The following is a 23,560-nucleotide window of genomic DNA, read 5'->3' as shown; positions in this document are numbered from 1 at the left end:
CCGGGCTCGACGCGCGGGCCCCGGCGAGAGCGGCCAGCTACGCTACTGCGGGATGGGATGGCTGGACGTGCTGCGCCGACGCGCCTTCGGGGCGCCGCTGGGCGAGGAAGCCCGCACGTCGGGGACCGACCCTGCGAGTCTCACCACGTTGTGGGCCGTCGTCGACTCGCTTCCCGACCCGTACGAGGCTGCGGCCGACCCAGAAGGCCTGGACGCTGTCGTCGACGGGGTCGGGCCCGACTGCGCGCGCCTGCTCCGGGAACTGGACGTGGCCACGGCCATGCTCGACACGCCGGCCCACGCCGCGCACGTGCGCCCGTACCCGTGGCGCGGGCCGGGGCAGCCGTTCTCGCCGCGCCGGTTCGGCCTCGCACGCGAGCGTGCCGCGTTGACCGGGCCGACGTCCTTCGCAGGGGTGCTGCGCGAGCCCGGACGGATGGCCACGATCGACACCGGTCCGGAGCCGACCGCCCTGGATATCGTGGACGACCGTCTCCCCTGGCCGCTGCGGGCGATGATCCAGGACGTCGCACGGGAGCGGGGCCATCTCGCCGACGAGCTCGATCCCGCGATGCTGGACTACCCGGAGCCCCGCTGGACGGAGCTGCCGCGCAAACACGACTTCAGCGCGGACGACCCGGAGCACCCGGGCCTGGAGGTCTCGACGAAGGTGGTCGCCGACCTCGCCGCCGTGACGGTCGAGCTGACCGCTGACATGCGGGCCGCCTATCGCGAGACGGAGGCGGTGCACCGGCTCATGGGTGAGGAGATCAGCCCCGCGGAGGCACTCGGCAAGGACGCCGCGACGCGGGCGAACGCTGCGCTATGGGACGGGCTCGGCCGCCCCGTCCGCATCACCGGCCACAGCACCGGATACGGCAGCACCACCCTCATGGTCTGCGTCGAGCTGGACGAGCGGTGGACGGCACCCGTGTTCAGCCTCGACCGGGTCCGGGTCGGTGTCGACACCGCCTACGTCGTGTCTCTTCCGGCGCGCGAGCGTGTGCGTGTGCTCACCTCGGTGATCGCTCATGCCGCCCTGACAGCGCTGACCGAGCACGCACGTCTGCGCAGCGCCTTCGTGCGACTGCGGGATCTGCACGCGCGGACCCTGCCCGACCACGCGGCGGCGGAGCTGGGCATCGACCGCTGAGAGCCCCTGCTGTTCAGCCGGCGGAACGAGGGAGCCGCAGCGTCGCCTCCAGCGGGCCACGGTTGAATGCCGATCGCCACATCGTCGCGCCGATCGTGGCGGCGACGCCGATGACGGCGGTGATCAGGAGCCCGTCCTCCGGGGTCCACGGGCCGGGTCGCACGACGGTCGAGAGCACCACGAGGTGTGCCACGTAGACGGTCAGGGAGAGTTGGCCGAGCGCCACGAGGGGCCGGGAGAACCGCTTGAGGTGCGGGGTGAGGAGCACGAGCGCCGCGAGGACTGCCAGCGCGCTCCCGGTTCCCGAGATCAGCCACAGCGGCATCTGCGAATGCGCGACGGCCGAGACCAGGCGGTCCAGCCCCACCACCTCACCCGGTTGGCCGGTGAACCGGACGAGGACGCGAGAGGTGACCATGCCACCGACCGCACCGACGGCACCGAGCACGAGCAACCGGGACACGAGGCGGCGGTCGCGGAGGTCGCGGCGGCCCAGCCACATGCCGAAGAGGAACGGCGCCGACCACGTCACCAGTGGGTAGGGGCCGGTGGCGACGACCGAGGCGAGAATCTCGAATGGCGAATCGGCCAGTGATGCCGGCGCCCTGTCGAACTCGCCGCCGCGTTGCAGGAGGATCCACAGGACGGGGCCGGCAACGGTCACGCCCGCGGCGCCGCCGAGGAGGAGCCGGTCCGGGGCACGTACCAGCGCGGCCGCCAGCACGAACAACGCTGCATAGGTCGGCAGGATGACGCTCACGTCGTGGTCGAGGACCTGGAGCACGAGCCCGATAGCGAGCAGGACACCCGCGCGCCAGAAGAGCGTGGCCCGTCGGCTCGGTCCGCCCTCGAGCGCGCGACGGGTCAGCAGCGTGAGGCCCACGCCGGCGAGCAGGACGAACAGGATGGACGCGCGTCCGTGCGCGGCGCGGGTGACCCAGGCCGCCGGGCCGGACCCGTCACCGGGCCCGACGTTGACGGCGAGCATGCCGAGGATTGCCGCGGCGCGTGCGACATCGAGACCGACCAGACGTGCGCGCGAGGGACGGCGCACGCCGTCGCGGCTGGCTGCCTCGTCGCCGTCGTGCGTGGATGACGCGACGGCGAGATCCTGCCATAGGCCGGTCACGCTGCTCCGTCCCGGTGGCCGGTCGGCCACCTTCATCTCAGCGTAAGTCGCGCCATGGCGCATCGCGCGGTACGGCGGGCCGGTGCGTCGTGGCGAATCGCACGGCGGGCGGAGCGCCGCCGAACGAGCGCCGCGGTCGCGCGGACGTAGACTTCGCCCACGTGGCTCTCACTATCGGAATCGTCGGCCTGCCCAACGTCGGCAAGTCCACGCTCTTCAACGCGCTGACCCGAGCGACCGTCGTCGCCGAGAACTATCCGTTCGCGACGATCGAGCCGAACGTGGGCGTAGTGCCGCTGCCGGACCCGAGGCTCGGCACGCTGGCCGAGATGTTCGACTCGGAGAAGACGATTCCCGCCACCGTGTCGTTCGTGGACATCGCCGGCATCGTCAAGGGCGCCTCCGAGGGGGAGGGGCTGGGGAACCAGTTCCTGGCCAACATCCGTGAGGCGGATGCGATCTGCCAGGTGACGCGGGCCTTCGCTGACCCGGACGTCGTACACGTCAACGGGGCGGTGAATCCGAAGGACGACATCGAGACCATCGCCACCGAGCTGGTGCTTGCGGACATCCAGACGCTGGAGAAGGCCATCCCGCGACTCGAGAAGGAGGTTCGCGGCAAGAAGACCGAGGCCGAGGTCCTGGAGACTGCGAAGGGTGCGATGACCGTGCTCGAGCAGGGCACGTTGCTCTCGCTCGGCGCGGCGCAGGCCGGCCTCGATCCGGAGATCCTCGCGACGTTCCAGCTCATGACGACGAAGCCGTTCATCTACGTCTTCAACGTCGATGACGCCGGGCTGACGGACGAGGCGATGCAGGCCGAACTCCGGGAGCTGGTCGCTCCCGCGGAGGCGATCTTCCTCGACGCCAAGTTCGAGTCCGAGCTCGTCGAGCTGGAGCCCGACGAGGCCGCCGAGATGCTGGCCGAGTCCGGTCAGAGCGAGTCCGGCCTGGACCAGCTCGCCAGCGTCGGCTTCCGCACCCTCGGACTCCAGACCTTTCTCACAGCGGGCCCGAAGGAGTCGCGCGCCTGGACGATCCGGCAGGGCTGGACCGCTCCGCAGGCGGCCGGCGTCATCCACACCGACTTCGAGAAGGGCTTCATCAAGGCCGAGGTCATCTCTTTCGACGAACTCGTCGAGATGGGCTCGATCCAGGAGGCCCGCGCCAAGGGCAAGATGCGCATGGAGGGCAAGGACTACGTCATGCGCGACGGTGACGTGGTGGAATTTAGGTTTAATGTCTAGAAACCGCCAAAAGTACCTGCTGACCTGCGAAAACAGTATGAGGTCCGTAGGTGGCGAAATGCGACTCACGTGCCCGTCTGACATCTGCTTTGGGTCCCAGTCTCGCGTCTGAGCATCCGCGATCGGCGTCACGGCAGGCGCGCAGCCCGGTTGGACGCGGTTGCGAGCGCGTCCGGCCTCCTCGGTCATTCGGCGCGATGCTGACTCATTGTGGTTCTCCGCCGATGCTGTCGTCATCGACTTCGGGTATGCCGCGGGCGACCATGACGACGGCGCGCCGGATGCGGCGCTCCGGGCAGCGATGCGTGCTCGGCTGATAGGGGCGTCCGTCGCCTGTAGAGGTCGTGGTCGTACGGCCGCAGGACATCTTGATGTGCCAGATGTAGGTGGTGGATCTGTCGCCGCTGTACACGACTGCGAAGAGCTGTTCCTTCCCCTTGTCGCTCAGACTGTCGGTCCCGTAGGGAAGACTGTCGCCATGAAGAAGGGGTCTGCAGTTTGAATCGAAGAGGTGCGCAGATGCGCGACGTAGGGGGAGCTGCATGGGTGAGGGCGATTCAGGTGCGGCCGCAGAGATGGTGCGCACATGACTGGCAAGAAGAGCACGGCGAAGCTGCATCACTATGTGCCGCAGGGGTACCTTCGAGGCTTCGCGACGGGCCAAGAGCGCATCAGGGTCGTACCCCTCGACCGCTCCCGGCAGCCATACACGCCGAGCGTGAAGAACGTGGCTGCGCAGAACCACTTCCACACGGTCGGTGAGTTCGATGAGCCGGATGCGTTCGAGAAGGCGCTGAGCGAGGTCGAGGGCCAGGCCCTCGGCATCATCAAGGGCTTCGCCAACGGCGAGTTTCCTCCCTCCGAGGAGAACAGGTGGGCCTTCGCCCACTACACGGCGTTGCAGAGCGTGCGCGGGCCTGATGCCCGGAGGACGACCGAGCATCTCCGCGCGACCATGGTCCGGCTGGAGGTGGGTGTCGGTGGTCGCAAGAATGTCGGCGCGTGGATCCGTGACAATCTCGGATTCGACCCGACGCCGGAGCAAGAGGATCGAATCTGGAACGAGGCCACCCAGCCCGGTGGGCCGCCGATCGGATTCTCCAACCTGGCTCACATCCAGAACGCAGTCGAGACCGCGATCGAACTGACGCCCTACCTTGCGACCCGCCCCTGGGCACTCGTTCGCTTCGACCGACGCTCCCTCATCACATCGGATGCTCCGGTCAGTCTGGTGCGCCGACCGGACGACGATCCGTGGGAGGGAGTCGGCTTCGCGACGGCATGGGGCGTCACGTTCCCGCTCACGCGCAAGTTGGGGCTCCTCATGAGCGATCCCATGGCGATGTTGGAGGGTGCCGGAGCGGACGATCCGCGTGTCCAACAGCTCCGCGAGATGGTGCTTGCCGGACGGATAGACCGAATCCAGGCCGGGACCACAGCAATGGAGAAACTGTTCAATCTGCACACCGCGGAGTCGGCTCGGGAGTACGTCTTTCACCACCCCGAGGACGAGCGGTATGTCCATGTCAATCTGCCCGAGCCGGACCTGATCAACATCAAACCGATCGGAGGACTCGTCGACATGGACTTCGACGGTGAGCCGCTGTTCGCGCCCAACGGACGCGAGGGCTGACGGGACACGAGGGGAGGCGCGGAGCACCAAGAGATGACGACCCCAGACGGCTCTGGCTAGCGTCGTCGGGGGCGATGGTGTTTCGGTAGAGGAAGTGTGGCGTATGAGCATGGGAGATTCGGTGAGCGACGCGATCGACCCGATGTGGTGGGAGGACGTGCTGGCGGCGGCGTCGCTTGACGACCGCTATGAACCGCCAGAGTTGTTGTCATCGCATCTCGAGCGGGCGGCTGCCGATCCGGCCGTCACGGGGCTTCACGCACTAGTGCTGCGGGTGTTGGCGATGGTGTCGTCGGCGATGCTGAACGCTGAGGACTGGCTGGAGCCGTTCACACCTGCGATGCAGATTAGTGGCAAGCGGACTGTGGTGCCGGCGGACTTCGATGCCGACCAGGTGGCATTACTGGCACGTATCGCTCCTCTCGTCGAACGTGATGATCTGCGGGCTCGGGTCGCTGATGTCGCCTGGGTCTACGGGGAGCGATCGGACGTTGCGATGTTGGACCGGGCCATCGACGCTTATCGGGCCGCGCCGCTGACGGACGATGTGTGGTTCAGCGTGGGGAAGGACGCGTGGGTTCGAGCGTTCGAGCTTGCAGCACGGCGCGGCCCGGACGGCCAGGCGCGTGTGGAGGAAATGTCGGACGCGCTGAAGGCCCAGGTCGTGGCCGGCGAGGTCACGGACAGCTTTCGAACAGTGGGGTTCGCGGAGACATTGCGCCAGCACGGTCGTGTCGACGCTGCCGGGCGCGCTGAGGTGCGCGAAGCGCTGTTCGCGCTCGCGGCACAGGCGTCGTCGAAAACCCCTCGCCTGTCGCGCCATCTCGAGCGTGAGGCGCTCGCGTGGCTTAGTGGGTCGGACTCGGCAGCGACGAACTCTGCGACCGAGCGCGTTGCGCGGACTTACATCACAGAAGCCGATTCCCGCATTCAGACGGACCCAGAGGCGGGCGCGCTGGCCGAGGGACATTTCTTGGAGAAGGCCATCGCAGTCCTCCGAACCCTCCCGCGCTCCTACCGACTCGAGAACGGACTCGACGAGCTCATCGACGACCTCCGCATTCGGTTGCGTGAGAGCCGGGAGTCGTCGATGGAGCAGATGATGCGTATCCAGTCGGACCCGGTCGATCTGACTGACGCAGTGTCCTACGCACGGTCACGAGTCGCGGGTCACGCGGACAAGTTCGACGCGCTCGCTGCATTTGCCATGCTCGCACCGCCGCTAGACGAAGCCAGTACGCGCGAGAACGCCGCGAAGATGCTGGAGGGCACCATCAGCCACCTCTTCGGATCATCTACGTTTTCCTCTGACTTCCGGAAGATCGCATCGAGGCCCGGGTCTTCAGGTCAAGCCGATGAGGACGCGGTGTGGGCCGAGATGGTCCGCACGGTGTTTTTTCATTCCCAATTGCTCGGAAAGGGCATCATCCAGCCTGCGCAAGAGGTCCTGACTACTGAGCACCGGTTCAGTCGGCAGTACATGGTGTCGCTGTGCGTGGAGTCGCCGACAGTGCCCGAGGGGCACGAGACGTTGTGGGGCGACGGGCTGGCGCTCGGCTTGGGCGGAAATTTCGGCGCTGCGGTCTCTGTTCTGGTCCCGCAGTTGGAGCAGGTCGTGCGGGTCATGTTGAGGCGGCACGACGTGTACACGTTGTTCGTCGATGAGCAGGGCGTGGAGAGTGAGAAGAGCTTGAACGCGCTTCTCGACATGACCGAGACCGAGGACGTCTTTGGTGCAGGGATAGTCATGGAGATGAAGGCAATGCTGGTCGTCCAAGGTGGTCCGAACCTACGCAACGACGTCGCGCACGGCCTTCTCGATGACAACTCGGCGTGGAGCTACTCGGCGCTCTACATGTGGTGGTTCTGTCTGCGGCTGGTGACGTGGCCGGTCATCGAGATGATTAGCCGCGCTCGGACCCAGTCAGCAGAGTCTGGCTGAGACCCGATTGCGAAGGGCACTGGCGGCGACCTCGTTCCGTCGGGCGCAGGTGTCTCGTGACCCAGATGTCTCTAGGTGCCTGAATGCGGTGGAGTTTAGATTTTCGCTCTAACGTCTGGCAACGAGAGAAGTAGCGCAATGTGCGGACTTGGACCAGTGCCAGCGCGTTCTGCAGCCGCTTGACGGATGCCCCTTGCCGGGAGGAAGCAGCAGTGAACGCTCACGCCCCTGGGTGACCGTCAGCAAGCGTTCTCAGAACAACGGCGTCCGGGGCATCGTCGGGACTCCGCCCCTCTGAACTGTCGGTACCACGTGCGAGGCTCTGTCTGACCGGAAGGAACTGACATGGCTCGAACCGACACTCTCCGACGAGAGATCGCCACACTGGAGGGCAAACTCGCCGCCCTGATCAAGGACCTTGCCAAGTACATGGATGCCGCGGGCAAGGCGACCAAGACAGCGAGCAAGAAGCGTGCCGACGGGGCCCGGACTTCCTCATCTTCGACTCGACGCATGGCCGAGAGTGCGGCCGAGCGGGAGGAGAAGAAAGCCGCTGATGCGACAAAGAAGGCAGGTGAGGTGCGCGGGAAGATCGCGACTGCAGAGAAGTCGTTGGCTCAGAAGCGTGAGTCGTTGGCATCCGCCGAACGCGACGAACAACGTGCCCGAGATCGCGAAACGGCGTCCCGTACCTCGAAGGAGCGGTCTGCTCAGCAGGCCAAGGATCGTGAGACCAAGAAGCGCCAGGATCAGGAGAAGGCCCACGCGCGGGAGATGGCCCGGCTCTCACGACCGTCAGCTGAGATTCGGTACGTGTCGGTGCAGCCGCCTAAGCCCGAGCCCCTCCGGGTTCTCTACTTGACGGCAAACCCCCATGCCATGGAAGCCACTATCGAGCATCCGTACGGATCGGTCGAGACGAACGGGGTATGGCTGCGGGTGGACCAGGAGGTTCGCCAGGTCAGGCAGTCGCTGCGAGCATCGAAGTGGCGTGATCTTGTGACTGTCGAACACCTCCCGGCCGCGACCGGCCTAGATCTCATCGACGGGCTGAACGACCATCGACCACACGTCGTGCACTTCTCTGGCCACGCGTCAGCCTGGGGGCTGTTGTTTGAGAGCGAGGAAGGCTCCCAGGACGGGGTCCGGTTGGCGTTCGATCTGCTGGCACGCGTTCTCGGGGCAACGGACGAGCCGCCCCGGTTAGTCGTGCTCAATGCGTGCGAAAGCTTGGAGGGCGCAGACGATCTACTCCAGACCGTACCGACAGTTATCGGAATGTCGGAGTCCATCACGGATCTTGCGGCGATCACCTTCGCGGCCCGGTTTTACGCGGCCATCGCGTCAGCGCAGTCCGTGGCATCTGCGGTAGAGCAGGCCAAGGCCGCGATGCAGATGGCCTCGCTAGAGGATTCACAACTGCCCGAGATTCGCACTCGTGACGACCTCGACCCCACGACTCTCAAACTGGTCGAGCCGCCACAGCAATGACTGATCCTGACCTCAGGGGTGATTCGTGCCGCTCGGCTGAGATGCCAGTCCTTACGCGTCGCAGCCGTCCTCGAAGTCGTACCGAAAGATGGGGGCCAGATGTGTGTAGCGCCCTAGTGGGCATCGAGTACCAACGCGCCCCTCTGCGGCCTCTGCACCCTAGACATCAAGAGATTCTCCGTGCGGCGACGTTGGTCGGGTTCCGCTTCGGAGGGCGTCTGGCTCAAGCTCACTGGACGGCGCGGGCCTGGGACACGGATGTTCCCAACTCTCGAATGCCTGGTGGCATCCTCAGAGGGTGTCAACTTCAGAAGAGGCAGCAGGGGAACGACTGTCCAAGAGTGCACTGCGTGATTTCGGCCAGCCGATTCCGCATGAGGAACGCAACTATGACTTTCCGTCGTACACGGTGACTCTGTCTCCTCAGGAGGCACCGCTGCCGGTGTTGCTCCGGCATGCTCTGACTCTCATCGGCATCCGTCACAACGGGCCGGGAGAGAAGGTGGCGTGGTGGACGATATTCACCTATAAGGGGTATCCCTGCGAGCTCGCTCACCAGAAGTTCGGCCTCCGCCTGCGCATCGGCGGTGACCTCACTGAAGAACACGCGGGCGACTTGTTGGCGGAGATGCGCAAGAAGTTGGTGTCAGCGGTCAGGACTGTTGAGGCGCTCCTGGTCGAGACGGCGAGTGACATCCTGAACGCCGGGAATGTCACAGTCGTGAACCAACACCGGCAGTTGCGCCGCGCCTACGATTACTTCCGTGCGCGGGCCACCAACCCCGACGTGGTCGAGGACGTGCACGAGAGTGGAGAGAGCGAGACTGGCAAGTGGTCGACGTTCCTGTTGGGCAAGAACGTGATGGCGCTCAACGCCTCCCACGACCTCGTGGCTGCGATCTCGGCCTTCCTGAGTTCGCTGGAACACGACCTCGTGCTGGCTCTGCCCTTCCTCAACTTCGACCCGAGCAAGGACGATCTGACCAAGATCATTGGGGACCGGTGGGGCGAGAAGTGGCGGCGCGTGATAGGCCACTCGGACCCGGAGGCGGTGCGGCTGCGCGAGCGGCTGGCCGAGGTAGTGGAGCGGTGGCGGAACCCGTACTCGCACGGAGGTTTCGAGAAGGGCCACGGTGCCACCGTCTATCTGCACACGCCGAGTCTCGGTGCGCTGCCAGTTGGGCTGTCCAGCATCCGCGACAGCCCGCTGTTCTCGTTCCACTCGGTGTCGGAGACCGACGTCGAAGGCGTCTTCGCTCTGTTCGACGAGATCGACGCCTACGTATCCAAGACCTTTCCCTACGCAATGCAGTGGATCGACTCTGGACTCGACGTCCGATTCGACCGGGAGTTCACGGAACAGGTGGCAGGTTGTCTCGATTCTGAGGGCGACCTTGTGAAGTTGGTCGACGCGTATGCCTACCGCCAAGCCATGATCGACAACATGGACTACTAAGGCCGCTGGTCGAGACGCCTGGCAGGGAGCGGTCAACCTAGGCTGACCGGGACGCCGTCACCAGATCGAACCTGTCCCGCGTGATAGCCCTATGTGTGGGCACGTGGTGGAGTTCCGCTTCAACGTGTGACTCGTCGCGAGCCCGTCGAGGGACACAGCCCCCCGTCGTTTCGGCACGAGGTGGCTGGGGCGGTGTCCGTATCAGGGGGCGTGCCACAGTGCTTGGTTCGCTCATTGCGGTGGCTGCTATTCGACACGTTCGGCGGGCTGGTGCGGGACCTGTTGACCGACCTCTACGAGGATGATGAGGACGATGAGGAACGCTCGCGTATCGCGCACCTGCTGCTCCCCGCAGCCGACGCGACAGCTGCGCTCATCCCCGCGAAGCGCTGACGGAACTCACCACATGCCCGATGATGACTGCCTGGGCGAAGTCGCCGACGACGGGCCCAGGACGGCCGAGGGAAGGGCATGGCATGGGTCTACTGACGTTCAGCCTCAACGTCACCCTGGATGGTTGCGTCGACCATGCGGAAGGCATCGCCGACGACGAGACGCATGCGCACTTCACTCGCCTGATGGACGGCAGCGGCGCGATGCTCTGGGGCCGCACCACCTACGAGATGATGGAGGCGTACTGGCCGGCGGTGGCTCGCGGCGACGTCGACGCGCCTCGGGCGATGCGCGAGTGGGCACTCAAGCTGGAGACCAAGCCGAAGTTCGTCGTGTCCTCGACCCGCAGCGCCTTCCCGTGGACCAACAGCCACCATCTCGCCGGTGACCTAGGCACGGCCGTGCAGGACCTGAAGGAACGGACGCCCCGCGGAGTGCTCGTCGGCAGCGGCAGACTTGCCACAGCACTGGACCGACTCGGTCTCATCGACGAGTACAGCTTCCTCGTCCACCCGATGATCGCCGGTCACGGCCCCACCTTGTACGCGGACGGACTGCCCAGCACCCGGCGCCTCGACCTCATCTCGGCCGAGCCACTCGGCAACGGCGCCGTCGCGATGCACTATCGACGGGCCGAGTGAATCGGCGCGCCAGATACCTCAGTCGGTGGCGTACCGCTCGCTGTACGCCACCAGCGGCGCCATCGCCGCGAGCAGCCCCTTGCCTCGGGTGGTGAGGCCGTAGCGCACCGAGACCGGTATGGTCGGCTCCACCGCGCGGGTGACCAGGCCGTCGCGTTCGAGCTCGCGCAGCCGCACCGACAGCATCCGGTCGCTGAGGCCGTCCACCAGGTGCAGGATCTCGCGGAAGCGGGTGGCACCCCGCCCGAGCGCGAGCAGGATGCCGCCCGTCCAGCGCTTCCCGATGTGCTCGAGCGTCGCTGTCGCCAGGCGGCAACGTTCGTCGTCGATGGTGTGCAGACTCTGCGCGATAGTCACTTATCCATCATAAGTTGCTCACCCTCGTTTGAGATCCGGGTCGCGAAGGTCGACGCTTGAGCCATGCCCGATTACGGCCACCCCTTGCGCTTCGGCACGTTCATCACGCCGACCAATGCGCCCGCCCAGCGGCCGGTCGACCTCGCGATCGCGTCGGAACGCCTGGGGTACGACCTCGTCACCTTCCAGGATCACCCGTATCAGCCGGGCTTCCATGACACGTGGACGCTGCTGACATGGGTCGCGGCGCAGACGTCGCGGATCCAGATTTCGGGCAACGTGCTGAACATCCCGCTGCGGCAGCCCGCCGTGCTGGCGCGCTCGGCGGCGAGCCTCGATCTGCTGTCGGGTGGGCGCGTCGCGATGGGTCTGGGATCGGGCGGGTTCTGGGAGGCGATCGAGGCGATGGGCGGACGGCGGCTCAGGCCCGGGGAGGCGGTCGAGGCGCTCGACGAGGCGATCGAGGTGATCAGAGCCATCTGGGACACGTCGGTGCGCGGGGGCGCCCGAGCCGGCGGCGACCACCATCGTGTGGCCGGTGCCAAACGCGGCCCGGCTCCCGCGCACGACATCCCGATCTGGATCGGCGCGTACAAGCCCCGCATGCTGAGGCTCACGGGGCGCTCGGGCGACGGCTGGCTACCGAGCCTGCCCTATCTCCAGCCCGGCGACCTCGCCCGTGGCAACGCGGTGATCGACGCCGCGGCCGAGGACGCCGGGCGTGACCCACGCGAGATCACGCGCCTGCTCAACCTGCAGCCGAACTTGCCCGCGGAGGAGATCGCACGGCTCGCGCTCGAGGACGGCATGAGCACGTTCATCGTCATGGGCGACGACGAACGGACGCTCGAACGCTTCGCCGGCGAGATCGTGCCCGCCGTACGCGAGATGGTCGGCGACGAACGTGCTTCTCGCGGCACGGCCGTCACGGGGCGCGTGCGTGGCGCGGCCGCCCTGGCACAGCGTCGGCCCGGCATCGACTACGACGCCGTTCCGCCGTCGCTCACCGAGCGCACGATCGAGCCCGGCGACCGCGCATACGGGCGCTACCGCTCGACGTACCTGCGCGGCGGCCGGCCGGGCCTCGTCCTCAGGCCCGAAGCGGTCGGCGAGGTGCAGGACGCGGTGACGTTCGCCGCGACGCAGCGTGAGGTGCCGCTCGGCGTGCTGAGCGCGGGCCACGGGGTCTCCGGCCGGTCGGTCAACGACGGCGGTCTCGTCATCGACGTCAGTGCGATGAACGACGTCGCGATCCTCGACGCCGAGTCGGGGCGCGTACGCGTCGGACCGGGCGCCCGATGGATCGACGTCGCACGCGCCCTGGCGCCCCGCGGTCTCGCGATCACGAGCGGCGACTTCGGCGGCGTGGGCGTCGGCGGGCTCGCCACCGCAGGCGGCATCGGGTGGTTCGCGCGCGAGCACGGCCTCACGATCGACCACCTGCGCGCCGTCGAGATCGTGCTGGCGGATGGGACGCTGCGGCGGGCGAGCGCGTCGGAGAACCAGGATCTTTTCTGGGCTGTGCGCGGCGCGGGCCAGAACTTCGGCATCGTCACAGCTTTCGAGTTCGAGGCGGCGCGCGTGGGCCAGGTCGGCTTCGCGCAGTTCGTGTTCGACGCCACCGACACCGCGGATCTGCTGTCGCGGTGGGGCGAGTTCATGGAGAACGCCGACCGCGCCGTGAGCGGTCAGGTCGCGCTGTCGACAGTGCAGGGTGGGCAGCGTGTCGGGCAGGCGATGCTCGTCGTCGACAGCGACGACCCGGACCAGCTCATCGGCCATCTGCAGCCGATCGCCCAGCTCGGTCCGCTCGTGGATCAGCGGGTCACGATGGGGTCCTACGACGACGTGGTGGGCGCGTTCCCGGCGGACGAACCGCAGCGTGGCCAGGGGGAGCCGACGTTCCGCTCGGCGCTCGCGAACCACCTCGACCCCGACATGACCCGAGCGCTTGCCGAGATCGTCGACCGCGGCGCAGCCCCGCTGCTCCAGATCCGCTCCGTCGGCGGCGCGGTGGCCGACGTGCCCGCGGACGAGACCGCCTACGGCTGGCGTGACGCGAACTTCTCGATCGTGGCCGTCGGCAGCGCGGCGACGGGCCTTCCTGAGGCCTGGCAGCGGGTCGAGGAGCACGCCGACGGGATGTACCTGAGCTTCGACACGCGCACCCCCGCGCCCGTCGAGCGGGCCTTCCCACCCGCACATCTCACGCGCCTGCGGCGTCTCAAGCGCGAGTACGACCCGACCGGCCTCTTTCGCGACAACTTCTTCATCGCGCCCGAGTGAGCCGCTCATGCCCACCGCGCACGCTCGTCCGCCAGCCGCAGGTTCTCCCGGATCGCAGCCTGCTCCTGCGGGTCCCAGGGGCCGGATTCGGCGAGCGGGATCTCCGTCATGTAGCGGCGAAGGTGCTCGGGGATCGCGGCGACCACCGCATCCGGGTCGCGTGCCGCCGTCGCGTACAGATCGGGCCCGTCCGCGTAGTAGGGGTCGGTCAGGACGAGTCGTCCGTCGCGGGTCTGCATCACGTTGGCGGGGTTGTGGTCCAGCGGGCCGCACCACGGCAGTTCCCTCAGCGCCTCGGCGTGGATCCGGCGCACGATCGCGCCCAGACCGCCGAGCCGTTGCTCGCCGTCGCCGAGCCGGCCGAGGAACTCCGTCGCCTGCACCGGTGGTACCGGCCGGAGCCGTTCCATCACCTGAAGATCACCACCACCGGTGAGGCGCCGATGCGCGATGAGCCGAGGGGTGAGGCCCGTCGCGGCTGCCTCCTCGTAGAGGCGGGCGGTGTACGGCCCCACGGGATCGAACGGACTGATGCGCGCGACGACGTCGGCGCCGGGCGCGGCCAAGGCGACTGCCCAGTCCCCGGCACCGCACGGCGTCCAGTCAGCCATACGCAGGAGGCGTTCGACCTCCCGGTGCGTCGCACCGTCGTCGGCGGCCTCGAGCACGCTCTCGAAGGTCGGTGTGGCTGGCATGGGCATTCCTGTCGTGTCACCCCGAGTCTCGCGCTGCGGCGACAGTGCCGTGGTTCTGCCGGTCGGACCGGCGGGTGCCGCATACGCTTACCGGGTGGATCTCGACCGTACCGGCTACCCGCGCAGCCGACGGCGGGAAGGTGCTCCCCGGGTGGGAGCCGTGCTCCTGATCCACGAGCGGCGACGACGCAGCCACCGGTACCCGGCCGGTCGAGCGTGTCCCGCGGCCGCGCAGGCATGAGCGGACAAGGCGGAGGTGGACAAGTGGCGCCGGAGGCGGAGGTCCGCACAGCGAGCCCGGCATTCCGCTTGGCCGCGTGGCTCCAGCTCGGGCAGGCCGTGCTGATGGAACTGAGCGTGTTTCTGGCCCTCCCGGTGCTCCGGATCGCGGGTGTCGACGAGGAAGCCGTCGGCGAACGGTTCGAGTTCGTCGTGCCGTTCTTCCAGGAGAATCTGTACCTGCTCATGGTCATGAGCGGCGTCTTCGGCGGGCTGCGTCTGGTCGGAGCCGTCGCCGTCCTGCGCGACCGTCTCTGGGGGCTGGCGTTGACCACCATCATGTGCCTGGTCACGCTGGTGCTGATGGTCTTCCTGCTGCCGGCCGGGATCGTGGACGGTGTGTTGTCGGGCGGAGCACTGGTCCTCATCCTCCGGGGCTGGTTCGGACCCGCCTCGATCAGCGGAGCCGGGACACCGCGGCGACGGTCGCCGGGTGCACGCCGGTGAGCGGCGGGGCGATGACGCGGCGGCGGACGGTCTGTGCGCGAGCCGCTACCAGGGCCGTCCTCACCTGGCACGATGAACCACGATGAGTGACGTCGCCGACCGTACCGCCGCCAACCGCCACCGCCTCGCCGACTTCTTCGATGGCCTGACCGGCGAGCAGCTCGCCACGCCGAGCCTGTGCGGAGCATGGACGGTCCGTCAGGTCCTCGGGCACATGACGATGCCGTTCGTCGTCGGCCTCGGTGGTCTGGCGTGGCGCACTGTCCGTGCCCGCGGCGACATCCACGCGGCCAGCGAGGCCATCGCCGCCGAGCTGGCCGCCCGGCCGGTGGGGGACCTGACCACCATTCTCCGGCAGCGGGCCGATGCCCGGGTGCCGGCCCCCGGCGTCGGGCCGATGGGGCAGATGGCGGACGGCTGCATCCACCTGCGGGACTGCGCACGCCCGCTCGGCCTGCCCACCGACGTGCCCCTGGAGGACTGGCGCATGGTGCTGGACTGGCTGCCCAGCAAGCAGGCCGCCCGCGGCGTCGTGCCGGACGGCATGCTGGACGGGCTCCGGCTCACCGCGACCGATCAGCAGTGGTCCTGGGGGACGGGGGCAAACGTCGAGGGACCCAGCGAGGCGCTGGCGATGGCGATCAGCGGGCGCACGGTGGCCCTCGCCGACCTCGACGGCCCGGGTGTGGAGCGGCTCCGTTCACGACACCCGGCTCACCGGCCGTAGCGGCGGCCCCGGCCCACCCGTTCCGGCACCACGGCTTGCGCAGGTCGGCACACTGAGGGGCATGAGCGAGATCACCGACACGCGTGCCGACATCGCCGCCACCCACGAGTGGATCACCACGCTCCTGGCCCACACCTCGGACGAGCAGCTCGACGCGCCCACGCCGTGCACCGAGTTCGACGTGCGCGCGCTGACCGAGCATCTCAATGCCGTCTCGGACAAGCTCCGCACCGTGGCTGAGGGTGGCAATCCGCACGACCGGCCGTTCCGGGTCCCGGTCGACCCCGGCCGCCTCGCGGACCAGTACGCCGCCGGAGCCGCCGAGGCGCGGGCCGCCTGGGCCGACGACGCGCTTCTCACCGCGACCGTCACCGCACCGTACGGCCCCGTCCCGGGTCACGTGGCGCTCAGCGGCTTCCTCATGGAGCTCGTGGCCCATGGGTGGGACCTTGCCGTCGCCACGGGGCAGGAGTCCGAGACCGACCCGGCGGTCGTGGCCAGGGCGCAGGCGCTCGCCGAGCAGGCCGTCAGCGACGAGGTCCGTGGGCCCGGCATGCCGTTCGGCGAGCAGGTCGAGCCGCGGCCGGGCGCCGGACCTACCGAGCGGCTCGCCGCCTACCTCGGTCGGGCCCGGCCGTGAGCGCCACGGATGAGGACCCGGCGGCGGACCGCGGGCCCGTCTTCGACGGCGTGCGGATCGGACGGCCCGCCACCGGGGCGCTGCTGGCGGCGGGCTATCGCACCGTGGGCGACCTGCCCGCGGATCTGGGTGAGCTGCTGGAACTGCACGGCGTCGGCCCGCGCGCCGTCCGGCTGCTGCGGGAGGCCAGGGCGCCGGGGGAGGCCGGCACGGCCCCGGCCGACGGCGACTGAGCCCCGCAGGGCAGCCTCAGGCGTACGCCGCCGGATGTCCGGCGAGTGCCGGCAGGTCGCCCGGAAGGTCCACGAACTGCTCGGTGGTGAGCGGGAGTGACCGCACCCGCATACCGGTGGCGTGCCAGGCGGCGTTCGCGACGGCGGCGGCGACGCCGACGATGCCGATCTCACCCACGCCCCGGGCGCCCATCGGGTTGGCCAGTTCGTCAACCTCGTCCAGCCATTCGGCCTCGATCCGCGGCAGGTCCGCGTGGCTCGGCACGTGGTAGCTCGCCAGGTCCTGGGTCACCACGTGGCCGAACCGGGGGTCGATGACCCCACCCTCCAGCAGCGCCGACCCCAGGCCCATGGTCATCCCGCCGATGTACTGCGAGCGGGCGGTGCGCGGATTGATGATGCGACCCGAGGAGAACATCCCGAACAGTCGCGCGGCGCGTACCTCACCGGTCCAGACGTTCACCCGCACCTCGGCGAACTGCGCGCCGAAGGAGTACATGACGTACCGCTGTGCCGCCTCATCGGCGTTCGTCTCGGCCTCGCTGAGCACGCCCGGCCGAGGAGCGTCGCCGTGCTCCTCACGAAACCGGCGGGCTGCGGCCACCACGGCCGAGCCCCACGACGCGGTCCCCGAGGATCCCCCGGCGACCGTCGCCGACGGCAGCGAGGAGTCCCCGATCTCGACCGCGACGGCAGCCGTCGGCCGCTCCAGCGCATCCGCCGCGATCTGCCGCAGCACCGTGACGGCGCCCGTGCCGATGTCCGCGGCGCCGATCTGGACCGTGAACCGGCCCTCGCCGTCCGCACGCACCCGGGCACGGTTACCGGGAAAACGCAGGTACGGGAACGATGACGCCGCCACACCGGTCCCCACGAGCCAGTCCCCGTCCAGGCGCGTGCCCGGCCGCGGATCGCGTCCGCTCCAGCCGAACCTTTGCGCGCCGGCGCGCAGGCACTCGAGGAGCCGTCGGTTCGCGAAGGGCTTGCCCGACACCGGATCCGTCTCCGGCTCGTTGCGGACCCGCAACGCGATCGGGTCGACCCCGCAGGCGGCGGCGAGCTCGTCCATCGCCACCTCGTGGGCGAACATCCCCGGCATCTCGCCCGGTGCGCGCATCCATGTCGGTACGGCGACGTCGAGCGCTGCGAGCCGGTATCCGCTTGTCCGGGACGGCGCGGCGTACAGGTGCCCGGTCACGCCTGCGGCGGCCTCGCCGTACTCCTTGACCGTCGAGCTCTGGGCGATCACGTCGTGGCCGATGCCGAGCAGCCGGCCGTCGGCGTCCGCCGCGAGTCGGAACCGCTGGATCGTCGGGGCCCGGTAGCCGGCGAGCGCGAACATCTGCTGGCGCGTCATGGCGAGCTTGACCGCACGACCCGGAACCACCCGCGCCGCTATGGCCGCGACGGCGTCGTGCACGTGCGGCATCCCCTTGCTGCCGAACCCGCCACCGACGTACGGCGAACGGACCCGCACCTGGTCGGGATCCAGGCCGAACAGCGTGGCGATCGCGCGTGCCGTACCGTGCGCGGACTGCGTCGACGCGTCCAGCGTGAGCACCACGCCGTCCGACCCGGCCTCGGTCCACCGCGCCGTGACCGCGTGCGGTTCCATCGGGCTCGCGTGTTCCAGCGGCGTGGAGTAGACCTCGTCGACCGTGACGGCGGCGGTCGCCATCGCGCCGTCGAGATCGCCCTGACGCACCGTCGGCATGCTGTCCGGCTTGTACAGCTCCGGGCCGTCGGCACGCAGGTCGGCGAGGTGCGGCTCCTCGGCGTAGGTCACCTCGACCACCCGCGCTCCCTCGCGGGCCGCATCCGGAGTCTCGGCGAGTACGACCGCCACCACCTGGCCACGGAACGCGACCCGGTCGGACTGCAGTGCGCGCAGTTCCGGGTCACCGTCCGCGCTCAGCGTGGGAGCATTGGTGTGATCGACGACGGCGACGACACCGTCGATGGCCTGCGTCGCGTCGGTGTCGATGCGGGTGATGCGCCCCTTGGCCACGGTGGAGGTGACCAGGTGCAGGAACACTGGATCCGCCGCCGGGACCTCGTAGGCGTACGGCGCAGTGCCGGTGACCTTCAGTCGGCCCTCGACCCGTGGCTCGGGCCGGCCGACGGCGTCGGCGACGAGGGCAGGCACGGAGCTCATCGGGTCCCCCCGTCGGTCAGGTCGCGCAGCACCATGGCGGTGGTGCGCCGGACCATCGGCACCTTGAACGCCGCCTGCGACGTGGGATCGGCGGCCTCGAGCTCGGCGTCCAGCGCCGCGCGGATCGCCTTCGGCGTCGGCTCCTGCCCCCGCAGCGTCTCCTCGAGGCGGTGCGCTCGCCAGGGCCGGTGCGCCACGCCGCCCCAGGCGACCCGGACGTCGGCGAGCCGCGGCCCGTCCATCTCGACGGCTGCGGCGACGGAGACCAGGGCGAATGCGTACGACGCCCGATCGCGCACCTTGTGATACGTCGAACGGATCTCACGGGCGAGAGGGGGCAGCTCGATCGCGGTGATCAGCTCACCACGCTCCAGCGTCGTGTCCCGCTCGGGGTGCTCCCCGGGCAGGCGGTGCAGCTCGGCGTACGGGAATCGCCGCTCGCCGTGCGGGCCGGCGGTGACGACGGTGGCGTCGAGGACGGCGAGGGAGACGGCGAAGTCGGACGGGTGCACCGTGACGCACTCCGGCGACGCCCCAAGGATGGCGTTGTCATGGCCGTAGCCCTCGCGGGCCGAGCAGCCGCTGCCGGGCTGACGCTTGTTGCACGGCGTCGTGATGTCCTGGAAGTACACGCACCGGGTCCGTTGCAAGAGGTTGCCGCCGGTGGTGGCCTGGTTGCGGATCTGCCCGGAGGCACCGGCCAGCAGGGCACGCGCCATGACCGGATAGCGCTCGCGGACCACGGCGTGCGCCGCGAGATCACTGTTGCGGACGGTGGCGCCGATCCGCAGTCCGCCGTCGTCGGTCTCCTCGATCGTGTCCAACGGGAGCCGGGTGATGTCGACGAGCCGGCTCGGGGCGGTGACGCCGAGCTTGAGGTGGTCGACGAGGTTCGAGCCGCCGGCGAGGAAGGCGGCGTCAGGCGAGCTCGCGACCGTCCGCACAGCGGAGCTGACGTCCGTGGCGTGCTCATGGGCCAGAGCTTTCATCGGGCAGCCTCTCGGATGGCGGCGACGATGTTCGGGTAGGCCCCGCACCGGCACAGGTTCCCGCTCATGCGCTCACGGACCTCCTCATCCGTCAGCTCGATGTCGCCGGTGAGGTCCTCGGTGACGTGGCTCGGCCTGCCCTGCTTGACCTCCTCCAGCATGCCGACGGCGGAACACACCTGGCCGGGCGTGCAGTACCCGCACTGGTACCCGTCCTGGTCGAGGAACTGCTGCTGCACCGGATGCAGGTCGTCGCCGTCGGCGAGTCCGGCGGCGGTGGTGATCTCCGCGCCGTCCTGGGCGATCGCCAACGTCAGGCACGTCAGGTGCCGGCGCCCGTCGAGCAGCACGGTGCACGAGCCGCACTGTCCGTGATCGCACCCCTTCTTCGGGGACGTGACACCGAGGCGGTCCCGTAGGGCGTCGAGCAGCGTGGTGCGGTGGTCGACGTCGACCGTCCGTTCGGCGCCGTCGACCGTCAGTGTGATCGAGGTCTCCATGTCGGCCAGTCAAATGTCGGGAGAGTGCGCGCGCAAGTGTGGACTCACCTCGGCCACAACGCCCGCCGACAGCACCGCGACCAGTTGGTGGAGCTCGCGCTCGCCGACGTCCTCGTCGACCACGAAGACGCCGAAGAACAGCGCACCACCGAGGATGCGGTGCACCGTGGCGATGTCCGGCCGGCGCATGAGCTCACCACGGCCGACCGCGCGGTCCAGTACCGTCTCGATCTCCGACCGTTCGCTCGTCACGAAGACCTCGCGCAGCCGGTCCGACACCGCCGGTGACCGCCGGATCTCAGTGAGCACCTGCGGAGCGACCTCGCGCGCCGCCGGCGAGGACATGGCGTCCCGGATCGTGCGGGCGAGAGCGAGCAGGTCGCCCCGGAGTGAGCCGGTGTCCGGGGGTGGGGTGACCTCACCGCGGTGCACGGCTGCGGCGAACATCAGCTCGGCCTTGGAACGGAAGCGACGGTAGATCGCCGCCTTGGACGTACCGGCCCGCGCCGCTGTGGCGTCCATCGTCACCCCGGCGTAGCCGACCTCTGCCAGCAGCTCCCGGGCAGCGGCCAGAACCGCCGCGTCGATCCTGCTCTCGCGCGGGCGGCCGCCCCCTTGACGGACACGTGTCATGCTGCCAGCATACGATACTGAAGTAGCGAAACTCAGGTATCGAATCGGGCGAAGTCTCCCACGTGCGGACCGTGAGTACGGCGGCGAGTCTCATGTTGCTTGGCGCGGTCTCCGTGCTCGACTGACTGCCGACCGGGTGCCGCGGCGAGCTGCGGACCCCGAGCGGGAAGGGCACCGAATGAACACCATCGTCATGACCGGTGGGACGTCCGGCCTCGGGGCGGTCGCCGTCCGCCACATCTCGGCGGCGCCGCAGACCCGCCTCCTCCTCGGGGCACGGAACGCTCCTCCCGACGGCGTCGAGTCCGTGCCCCTCGACCTGGCGAGCCTGGAGGCGGTGCGGTCGTTCGCCGCCACGGTGATCGACCGGCTCGACGGCGCCGCGATCGACACGCTGGTGCTCAACGCCGGCACGCTGCGCCCGGACGCTGACGGACGCACCACCGACGGGTACGAGACGACGTTCACCGTCAATCACTTGGCCCAGTACCTGCTGCTCCGGCTGCTCCTGGACCACCTGCGTCGGGGCGCCGTCGTCGTCGCGACGACGAGCGGGACCCACGACCCAACGGAAGGGGCCGGCCTGCCGCTGCCCCGGCACGCCGACCCGTATCTGCTCGCCCATCCGGAGCACGAGCCGGAGCAGTTCCGCGGCGCGGAGCCGGACGGGCCGGCTGTCGCCGGACGCCGTGCCTACACGGCGTCCAAGCTGTGCACGGTGCTCACCGTCCGGGCGCTCAAGGTCCTGCCGCAGCTGCGCAGCCGTGACCTCGTCGGCGTCGCCTACTGCCCGGGCCAGACGCCCGGCACCGGGCTTGCCCGCGAGATGCCGCGTGCGATGCGCACGGCGTGGCGGGTCCTCGGCCGTCCGGTCGGCGTACTCGTACCACGGCTCAACACGCCCGCGGCCGCGGGGCGCGCACTCGCCGATCTCGCGCTCGGTGACGTCCGGCCGCCGGCCGAGGAGTACTACGCCGCGCTGCGGCGGGGCCATCTGGTCTGGAAGGCTCCCTCCGAACTGGCCCGGCGCGACGACGTCGTCCGCGCCCTGTGGGACGGCAGCGCCGAGTTGGCCGGGCTCGCAACCGCGCCGGGCAGCGCCGACGGCACCGAACGATCCGGTCAGGGAACCCGCCCGGCAGGTCAGGACCCCAGCGGCTCGACGACCGATCGCTCACCCGGCAGACCGACACGGCGTTCCTGAGGCCCGGCGCCTCGCCGGGGCCACTCGCGGAAGTCGCGGAACCGTACGGGCACCGCCCGGGCCGAGCCGACGTCGGCACGATCGGTGACCTGCAGGTGCAGGTGCGGCTGCGTCGAGTTTCCGGAGTTGCCGCACTCCGCCACCGGGTGGCCGGCGGTCACGTCGTCGCCGACCCGCACCCGCAGCGAGTCGGCACGAAGGTGAACGAGCGTGACGATCCACCCGGTTGCCCGGTCGCGGATCATCACGTGATTGCCCGCCACGGCGGCCATGCCACGGCGAAGCCGCGAGGCCTGCCCGAGCGCGTAGGCCGCCAGCGTGAACTGGGACCGTCGCGCCGCGTGGTCAGGTTCGCCGTCGTGGGTGGCGACAACGACGCCGTCGACGGGGGAGAGGACGGGTCTGCCGAAGGCGACGAATCGCTCCGGCGGTTCGGTGGCCATCAGGGTGCGCCAGTCCCTCACCGGCGAGGTGCGGTGCCGGTCGTCGACGCCCACGAAATCGATGGCGTACCGCAGGCCCAGCAGATCGGTGCCGTGGCTGGGGACGCGCCGGGAAGGGCTGTTCTCCACCCGCCATCGACCGGTGAACGGTAGGGGCAGCGCGAGGCTCGCGTCGTCGTGCGTGGCGCTCACCTCTTCCGCGTCGTTCACACTCGCGTGGCCGTTGGCTCTCCCGTCCGGACTGGTCGCACCGGCTGAACCGGCCGGGCTGCGCGGTTCCTGCCGGATTGCGCGGTTCTTGCCGGGGCCTCGGTCATGGCGCACCTGTGCTGGCGGGCACGGCACCACCGTAGTGCGCCGGTTCGTTCAAGACGGGTGCCGGTTGCGCTCCCAGACTCGGGGTATGACGACTCAGGAGCCCGGGGAGGCCACGCTCTACGACCACGTCGGCGGTTTCGACGCGTTGCTCGCGGTGGTCAGGCGATGGCACGAGCTGTGCCTCGCGGACCCGGTGGCCGCGCACCCGTTCGCCCGCCCTCTCCACCGCCAACACGACGAACGACTGGCCGCCTATCTCGCTCAGGCGCTGGGCGGACCGGCGCTGTATACCGCGGGGTACGGCGACGAATCGTTCGTCCAGCGATTGCACGCCGGTAACGGCGAGGGTGACGCGTTGCAGGAGGCGTGCCTGCGCCTGTTCGACGTGGCCCTGGACGACGTCGGAGTCCCGGTTGCTGCGGCTCGTGACCTGTCCGCGTACTTCCGTGAGGCGGCCTCCGCCATGCGGGCCTACCAGGACGACGCCGACCTGGTCCCGGACGACCTGCCGTTCCGGACCGCGTGAATGGCTGCCGCGCGGCCCGGAGCTGGTCGTGGGACGGCGTCGG

The 23,560-nt window shown here is 69.2% G+C and carries 23 protein-coding genes; 15 read left to right on the top strand and 8 right to left on the bottom strand.

Annotation, left to right across the window (positions count from 1 at the left end; all coding sequences use genetic code 11):
- Positions 1-52: 52 nt before the first annotated feature.
- Positions 53-1,153 (top strand): hypothetical protein, encoded by a 1,101-nt coding sequence (locus ACFSE6_RS04655; RefSeq protein WP_388002719.1) that lies wholly within the window; start codon positions 53-55, stop codon positions 1,151-1,153.
- Between the two features lie 13 nt (positions 1,154-1,166).
- Here the strand turns inward: ACFSE6_RS04655 and ACFSE6_RS04650 are convergent, their stop codons facing one another.
- On the bottom strand, positions 1,167-2,282 hold the full coding sequence (locus ACFSE6_RS04650) for a DUF418 domain-containing protein (protein WP_388002716.1): 1,116 nt from the start codon (positions 2,280-2,282) through the stop codon (positions 1,167-1,169).
- Between the two features lie 161 nt (positions 2,283-2,443).
- Between ACFSE6_RS04650 and ychF the strand changes: the two genes are divergently transcribed.
- From ychF to ACFSE6_RS04615, 7 genes are all read left to right on the top strand, one after another.
- Positions 2,444-3,529 (top strand): redox-regulated ATPase YchF, encoded by a 1,086-nt coding sequence (gene ychF / locus ACFSE6_RS04645; RefSeq protein WP_388002713.1) that lies wholly within the window; start codon positions 2,444-2,446, stop codon positions 3,527-3,529.
- A 586-nt stretch (positions 3,530-4,115) separates the two neighbouring features.
- A complete protein-coding gene (locus ACFSE6_RS04640) occupies positions 4,116-5,162 on the top strand; it encodes a DUF4238 domain-containing protein (protein WP_388002710.1) in 1,047 nt (348 codons plus the stop codon).
- Between the two features lie 121 nt (positions 5,163-5,283).
- Positions 5,284-7,104, top strand: a complete 1,821-nt coding sequence (locus ACFSE6_RS04635) for a DUF4209 domain-containing protein (RefSeq protein ID WP_388002707.1) — start codon at positions 5,284-5,286, stop codon at positions 7,102-7,104.
- A 345-nt stretch (positions 7,105-7,449) separates the two neighbouring features.
- Entirely contained in the window at positions 7,450-8,595 is a 1,146-nt protein-coding gene (locus ACFSE6_RS04630) for a CHAT domain-containing protein (protein WP_388002704.1), read from the top strand.
- A gap of 298 nt (positions 8,596-8,893) precedes the next feature.
- Positions 8,894-10,051, top strand: coding sequence for a hypothetical protein (locus ACFSE6_RS04625; protein ID WP_388002701.1), 1,158 nt, complete (start codon positions 8,894-8,896; stop codon positions 10,049-10,051).
- Between the two features lie 234 nt (positions 10,052-10,285).
- Positions 10,286-10,444, top strand: a complete 159-nt coding sequence (locus ACFSE6_RS04620; RefSeq protein ID WP_388002698.1) for a hypothetical protein — start codon at positions 10,286-10,288, stop codon at positions 10,442-10,444.
- A gap of 83 nt (positions 10,445-10,527) precedes the next feature.
- On the top strand, positions 10,528-11,085 hold the full coding sequence (locus ACFSE6_RS04615; protein WP_388002695.1) for a dihydrofolate reductase family protein: 558 nt from the start codon (positions 10,528-10,530) through the stop codon (positions 11,083-11,085).
- A gap of 18 nt (positions 11,086-11,103) precedes the next feature.
- On the opposite strand, the gene ACFSE6_RS04610 is transcribed toward ACFSE6_RS04615, so the two are convergent.
- Positions 11,104-11,442, bottom strand: coding sequence for a winged helix-turn-helix transcriptional regulator (locus ACFSE6_RS04610; RefSeq protein ID WP_388002692.1), 339 nt, complete (start codon positions 11,440-11,442; stop codon positions 11,104-11,106).
- Between the two features lie 63 nt (positions 11,443-11,505).
- Between ACFSE6_RS04610 and ACFSE6_RS04605 the strand changes: the two genes are divergently transcribed.
- Positions 11,506-13,728: an LLM class flavin-dependent oxidoreductase gene (locus tag ACFSE6_RS04605; protein WP_388002689.1), complete on the top strand. Its 2,223-nt coding sequence runs from the start codon at positions 11,506-11,508 to the stop codon at positions 13,726-13,728.
- Positions 13,729-13,733: 5 nt separating this feature from the next.
- Here ACFSE6_RS04605 and ACFSE6_RS04600 read toward each other — a convergent pair whose 3' ends face one another.
- The gene (locus tag ACFSE6_RS04600; protein WP_388002686.1) at positions 13,734-14,423 is read right to left on the bottom strand and encodes a hypothetical protein; all 690 of its coding nucleotides are present in this window, start codon (positions 14,421-14,423) and stop codon (positions 13,734-13,736) included.
- Positions 14,424-14,687: 264 nt separating this feature from the next.
- On the opposite strand from ACFSE6_RS04600, the gene ACFSE6_RS04595 reads away from it, so the two are divergent.
- From ACFSE6_RS04595 to ACFSE6_RS04580, 4 genes are all read left to right on the top strand, one after another.
- Positions 14,688-15,149 carry a hypothetical protein gene (locus ACFSE6_RS04595; RefSeq protein WP_388002683.1) on the top strand — a complete coding sequence of 154 codons (462 nt, stop codon included), beginning with the start codon at positions 14,688-14,690 and terminating at the stop codon, positions 15,147-15,149.
- Positions 15,150-15,231: 82 nt separating this feature from the next.
- Entirely contained in the window at positions 15,232-15,876 is a 645-nt protein-coding gene (locus tag ACFSE6_RS04590; RefSeq protein WP_388002680.1) for a maleylpyruvate isomerase family mycothiol-dependent enzyme, read from the top strand.
- A 61-nt stretch (positions 15,877-15,937) separates the two neighbouring features.
- Entirely contained in the window at positions 15,938-16,516 is a 579-nt protein-coding gene (locus ACFSE6_RS04585; protein WP_388002677.1) for a TIGR03086 family metal-binding protein, read from the top strand.
- Positions 16,513-16,749 (top strand): DNA-binding protein, encoded by a 237-nt coding sequence (locus ACFSE6_RS04580; RefSeq protein WP_388002674.1) that lies wholly within the window; start codon positions 16,513-16,515, stop codon positions 16,747-16,749. Before ACFSE6_RS04585 ends, ACFSE6_RS04580 begins: the two co-directional genes overlap by 4 nt.
- A gap of 16 nt (positions 16,750-16,765) precedes the next feature.
- Here the strand turns inward: ACFSE6_RS04580 and ACFSE6_RS04575 are convergent, their stop codons facing one another.
- Genes ACFSE6_RS04575 through ACFSE6_RS04560 form a run of 4 tightly spaced genes read right to left on the bottom strand, consistent with a single transcriptional unit; the run spans position 16,766 to position 21,026 of the window.
- Complete coding sequence (locus ACFSE6_RS04575) at positions 16,766-18,904, bottom strand: xanthine dehydrogenase family protein molybdopterin-binding subunit (RefSeq protein WP_388002671.1); 2,139 nt, start codon at positions 18,902-18,904, stop codon at positions 16,766-16,768.
- Positions 18,901-19,893 (bottom strand): FAD binding domain-containing protein, encoded by a 993-nt coding sequence (locus tag ACFSE6_RS04570; RefSeq protein ID WP_388002668.1) that lies wholly within the window; start codon positions 19,891-19,893, stop codon positions 18,901-18,903. Before ACFSE6_RS04570 ends, ACFSE6_RS04575 begins: the two co-directional genes overlap by 4 nt.
- Entirely contained in the window at positions 19,890-20,393 is a 504-nt protein-coding gene (locus ACFSE6_RS04565; protein ID WP_388002665.1) for a 2Fe-2S iron-sulfur cluster-binding protein, read from the bottom strand. The genes ACFSE6_RS04570 and ACFSE6_RS04565 overlap by 4 nt, the downstream gene beginning before the upstream one ends.
- A 9-nt stretch (positions 20,394-20,402) precedes the next feature.
- On the bottom strand, positions 20,403-21,026 hold the full coding sequence (locus ACFSE6_RS04560) for a TetR/AcrR family transcriptional regulator (protein WP_388002662.1): 624 nt from the start codon (positions 21,024-21,026) through the stop codon (positions 20,403-20,405).
- A 178-nt stretch (positions 21,027-21,204) separates the two neighbouring features.
- On the opposite strand from ACFSE6_RS04560, the gene ACFSE6_RS04555 reads away from it, so the two are divergent.
- Positions 21,205-22,230: an SDR family NAD(P)-dependent oxidoreductase gene (locus ACFSE6_RS04555; RefSeq protein ID WP_388002659.1), complete on the top strand. Its 1,026-nt coding sequence runs from the start codon at positions 21,205-21,207 to the stop codon at positions 22,228-22,230.
- On the opposite strand, the gene ACFSE6_RS04550 is transcribed toward ACFSE6_RS04555, so the two are convergent.
- Complete coding sequence (locus ACFSE6_RS04550) at positions 22,170-22,865, bottom strand: M23 family metallopeptidase (protein WP_388002656.1); 696 nt, start codon at positions 22,863-22,865, stop codon at positions 22,170-22,172. The genes ACFSE6_RS04555 and ACFSE6_RS04550 overlap by 61 nt on opposite strands.
- Positions 22,866-23,076: 211 nt before the next feature.
- Here ACFSE6_RS04550 and ACFSE6_RS04545 point away from each other — a divergent pair, with 211 nt between their 5' ends.
- Positions 23,077-23,517: a globin domain-containing protein gene (locus tag ACFSE6_RS04545; RefSeq protein ID WP_388002653.1), complete on the top strand. Its 441-nt coding sequence runs from the start codon at positions 23,077-23,079 to the stop codon at positions 23,515-23,517.
- Positions 23,518-23,560: the final 43 nt, after the last annotated feature.

Origin of the sequence: Georgenia deserti (assembly GCF_042680605.1) — a bacterium.
Lineage (GTDB): Bacteria > Actinomycetota > Actinomycetes > Actinomycetales > Actinomycetaceae > Allobogoriella > Allobogoriella deserti.
Note: the sequence above shows the minus strand (reverse complement) of the source record. Positions and strands in the feature narration are given on the sequence as shown.

Bases quoted from the DNA above. Each gene is read 5' to 3' on its own strand.
- ACFSE6_RS04655 (WP_388002719.1), top strand. From the start codon at position 53: ATGGGATGGCTGGACGTGCTGCGCCGACGCGCCTTCGGGGCGCCGCTG.
- ACFSE6_RS04640 (WP_388002710.1), top strand. From the start codon at position 4,116: ATGACTGGCAAGAAGAGCACGGCGAAGCTGCATCACTATGTGCCGCAG.
- ACFSE6_RS04630 (WP_388002704.1), top strand. From the start codon at position 7,450: ATGGCTCGAACCGACACTCTCCGACGAGAGATCGCCACACTGGAGGGC.
- ACFSE6_RS04615 (WP_388002695.1), top strand. From the start codon at position 10,528: ATGGGTCTACTGACGTTCAGCCTCAACGTCACCCTGGATGGTTGCGTC.
- ACFSE6_RS04605 (WP_388002689.1), top strand. From the start codon at position 11,506: ATGCCCGATTACGGCCACCCCTTGCGCTTCGGCACGTTCATCACGCCG.
- ACFSE6_RS04600 (WP_388002686.1), bottom strand. From the start codon at position 14,423: ATGCCAGCCACACCGACCTTCGAGAGCGTGCTCGAGGCCGCCGACGAC.
- ACFSE6_RS04590 (WP_388002680.1), top strand. From the start codon at position 15,232: ATGAGTGACGTCGCCGACCGTACCGCCGCCAACCGCCACCGCCTCGCC.
- ACFSE6_RS04585 (WP_388002677.1), top strand. From the start codon at position 15,938: ATGAGCGAGATCACCGACACGCGTGCCGACATCGCCGCCACCCACGAG.
- ACFSE6_RS04575 (WP_388002671.1), bottom strand. From the start codon at position 18,904: ATGAGCTCCGTGCCTGCCCTCGTCGCCGACGCCGTCGGCCGGCCCGAG.
- ACFSE6_RS04570 (WP_388002668.1), bottom strand. From the start codon at position 19,893: ATGAAAGCTCTGGCCCATGAGCACGCCACGGACGTCAGCTCCGCTGTG.
- ACFSE6_RS04565 (WP_388002665.1), bottom strand. From the start codon at position 20,393: ATGGAGACCTCGATCACACTGACGGTCGACGGCGCCGAACGGACGGTC.
- ACFSE6_RS04560 (WP_388002662.1), bottom strand. From the start codon at position 21,026: ATGACACGTGTCCGTCAAGGGGGCGGCCGCCCGCGCGAGAGCAGGATC.
- ACFSE6_RS04555 (WP_388002659.1), top strand. From the start codon at position 21,205: ATGAACACCATCGTCATGACCGGTGGGACGTCCGGCCTCGGGGCGGTC.
- ACFSE6_RS04545 (WP_388002653.1), top strand. From the start codon at position 23,077: ATGACGACTCAGGAGCCCGGGGAGGCCACGCTCTACGACCACGTCGGC.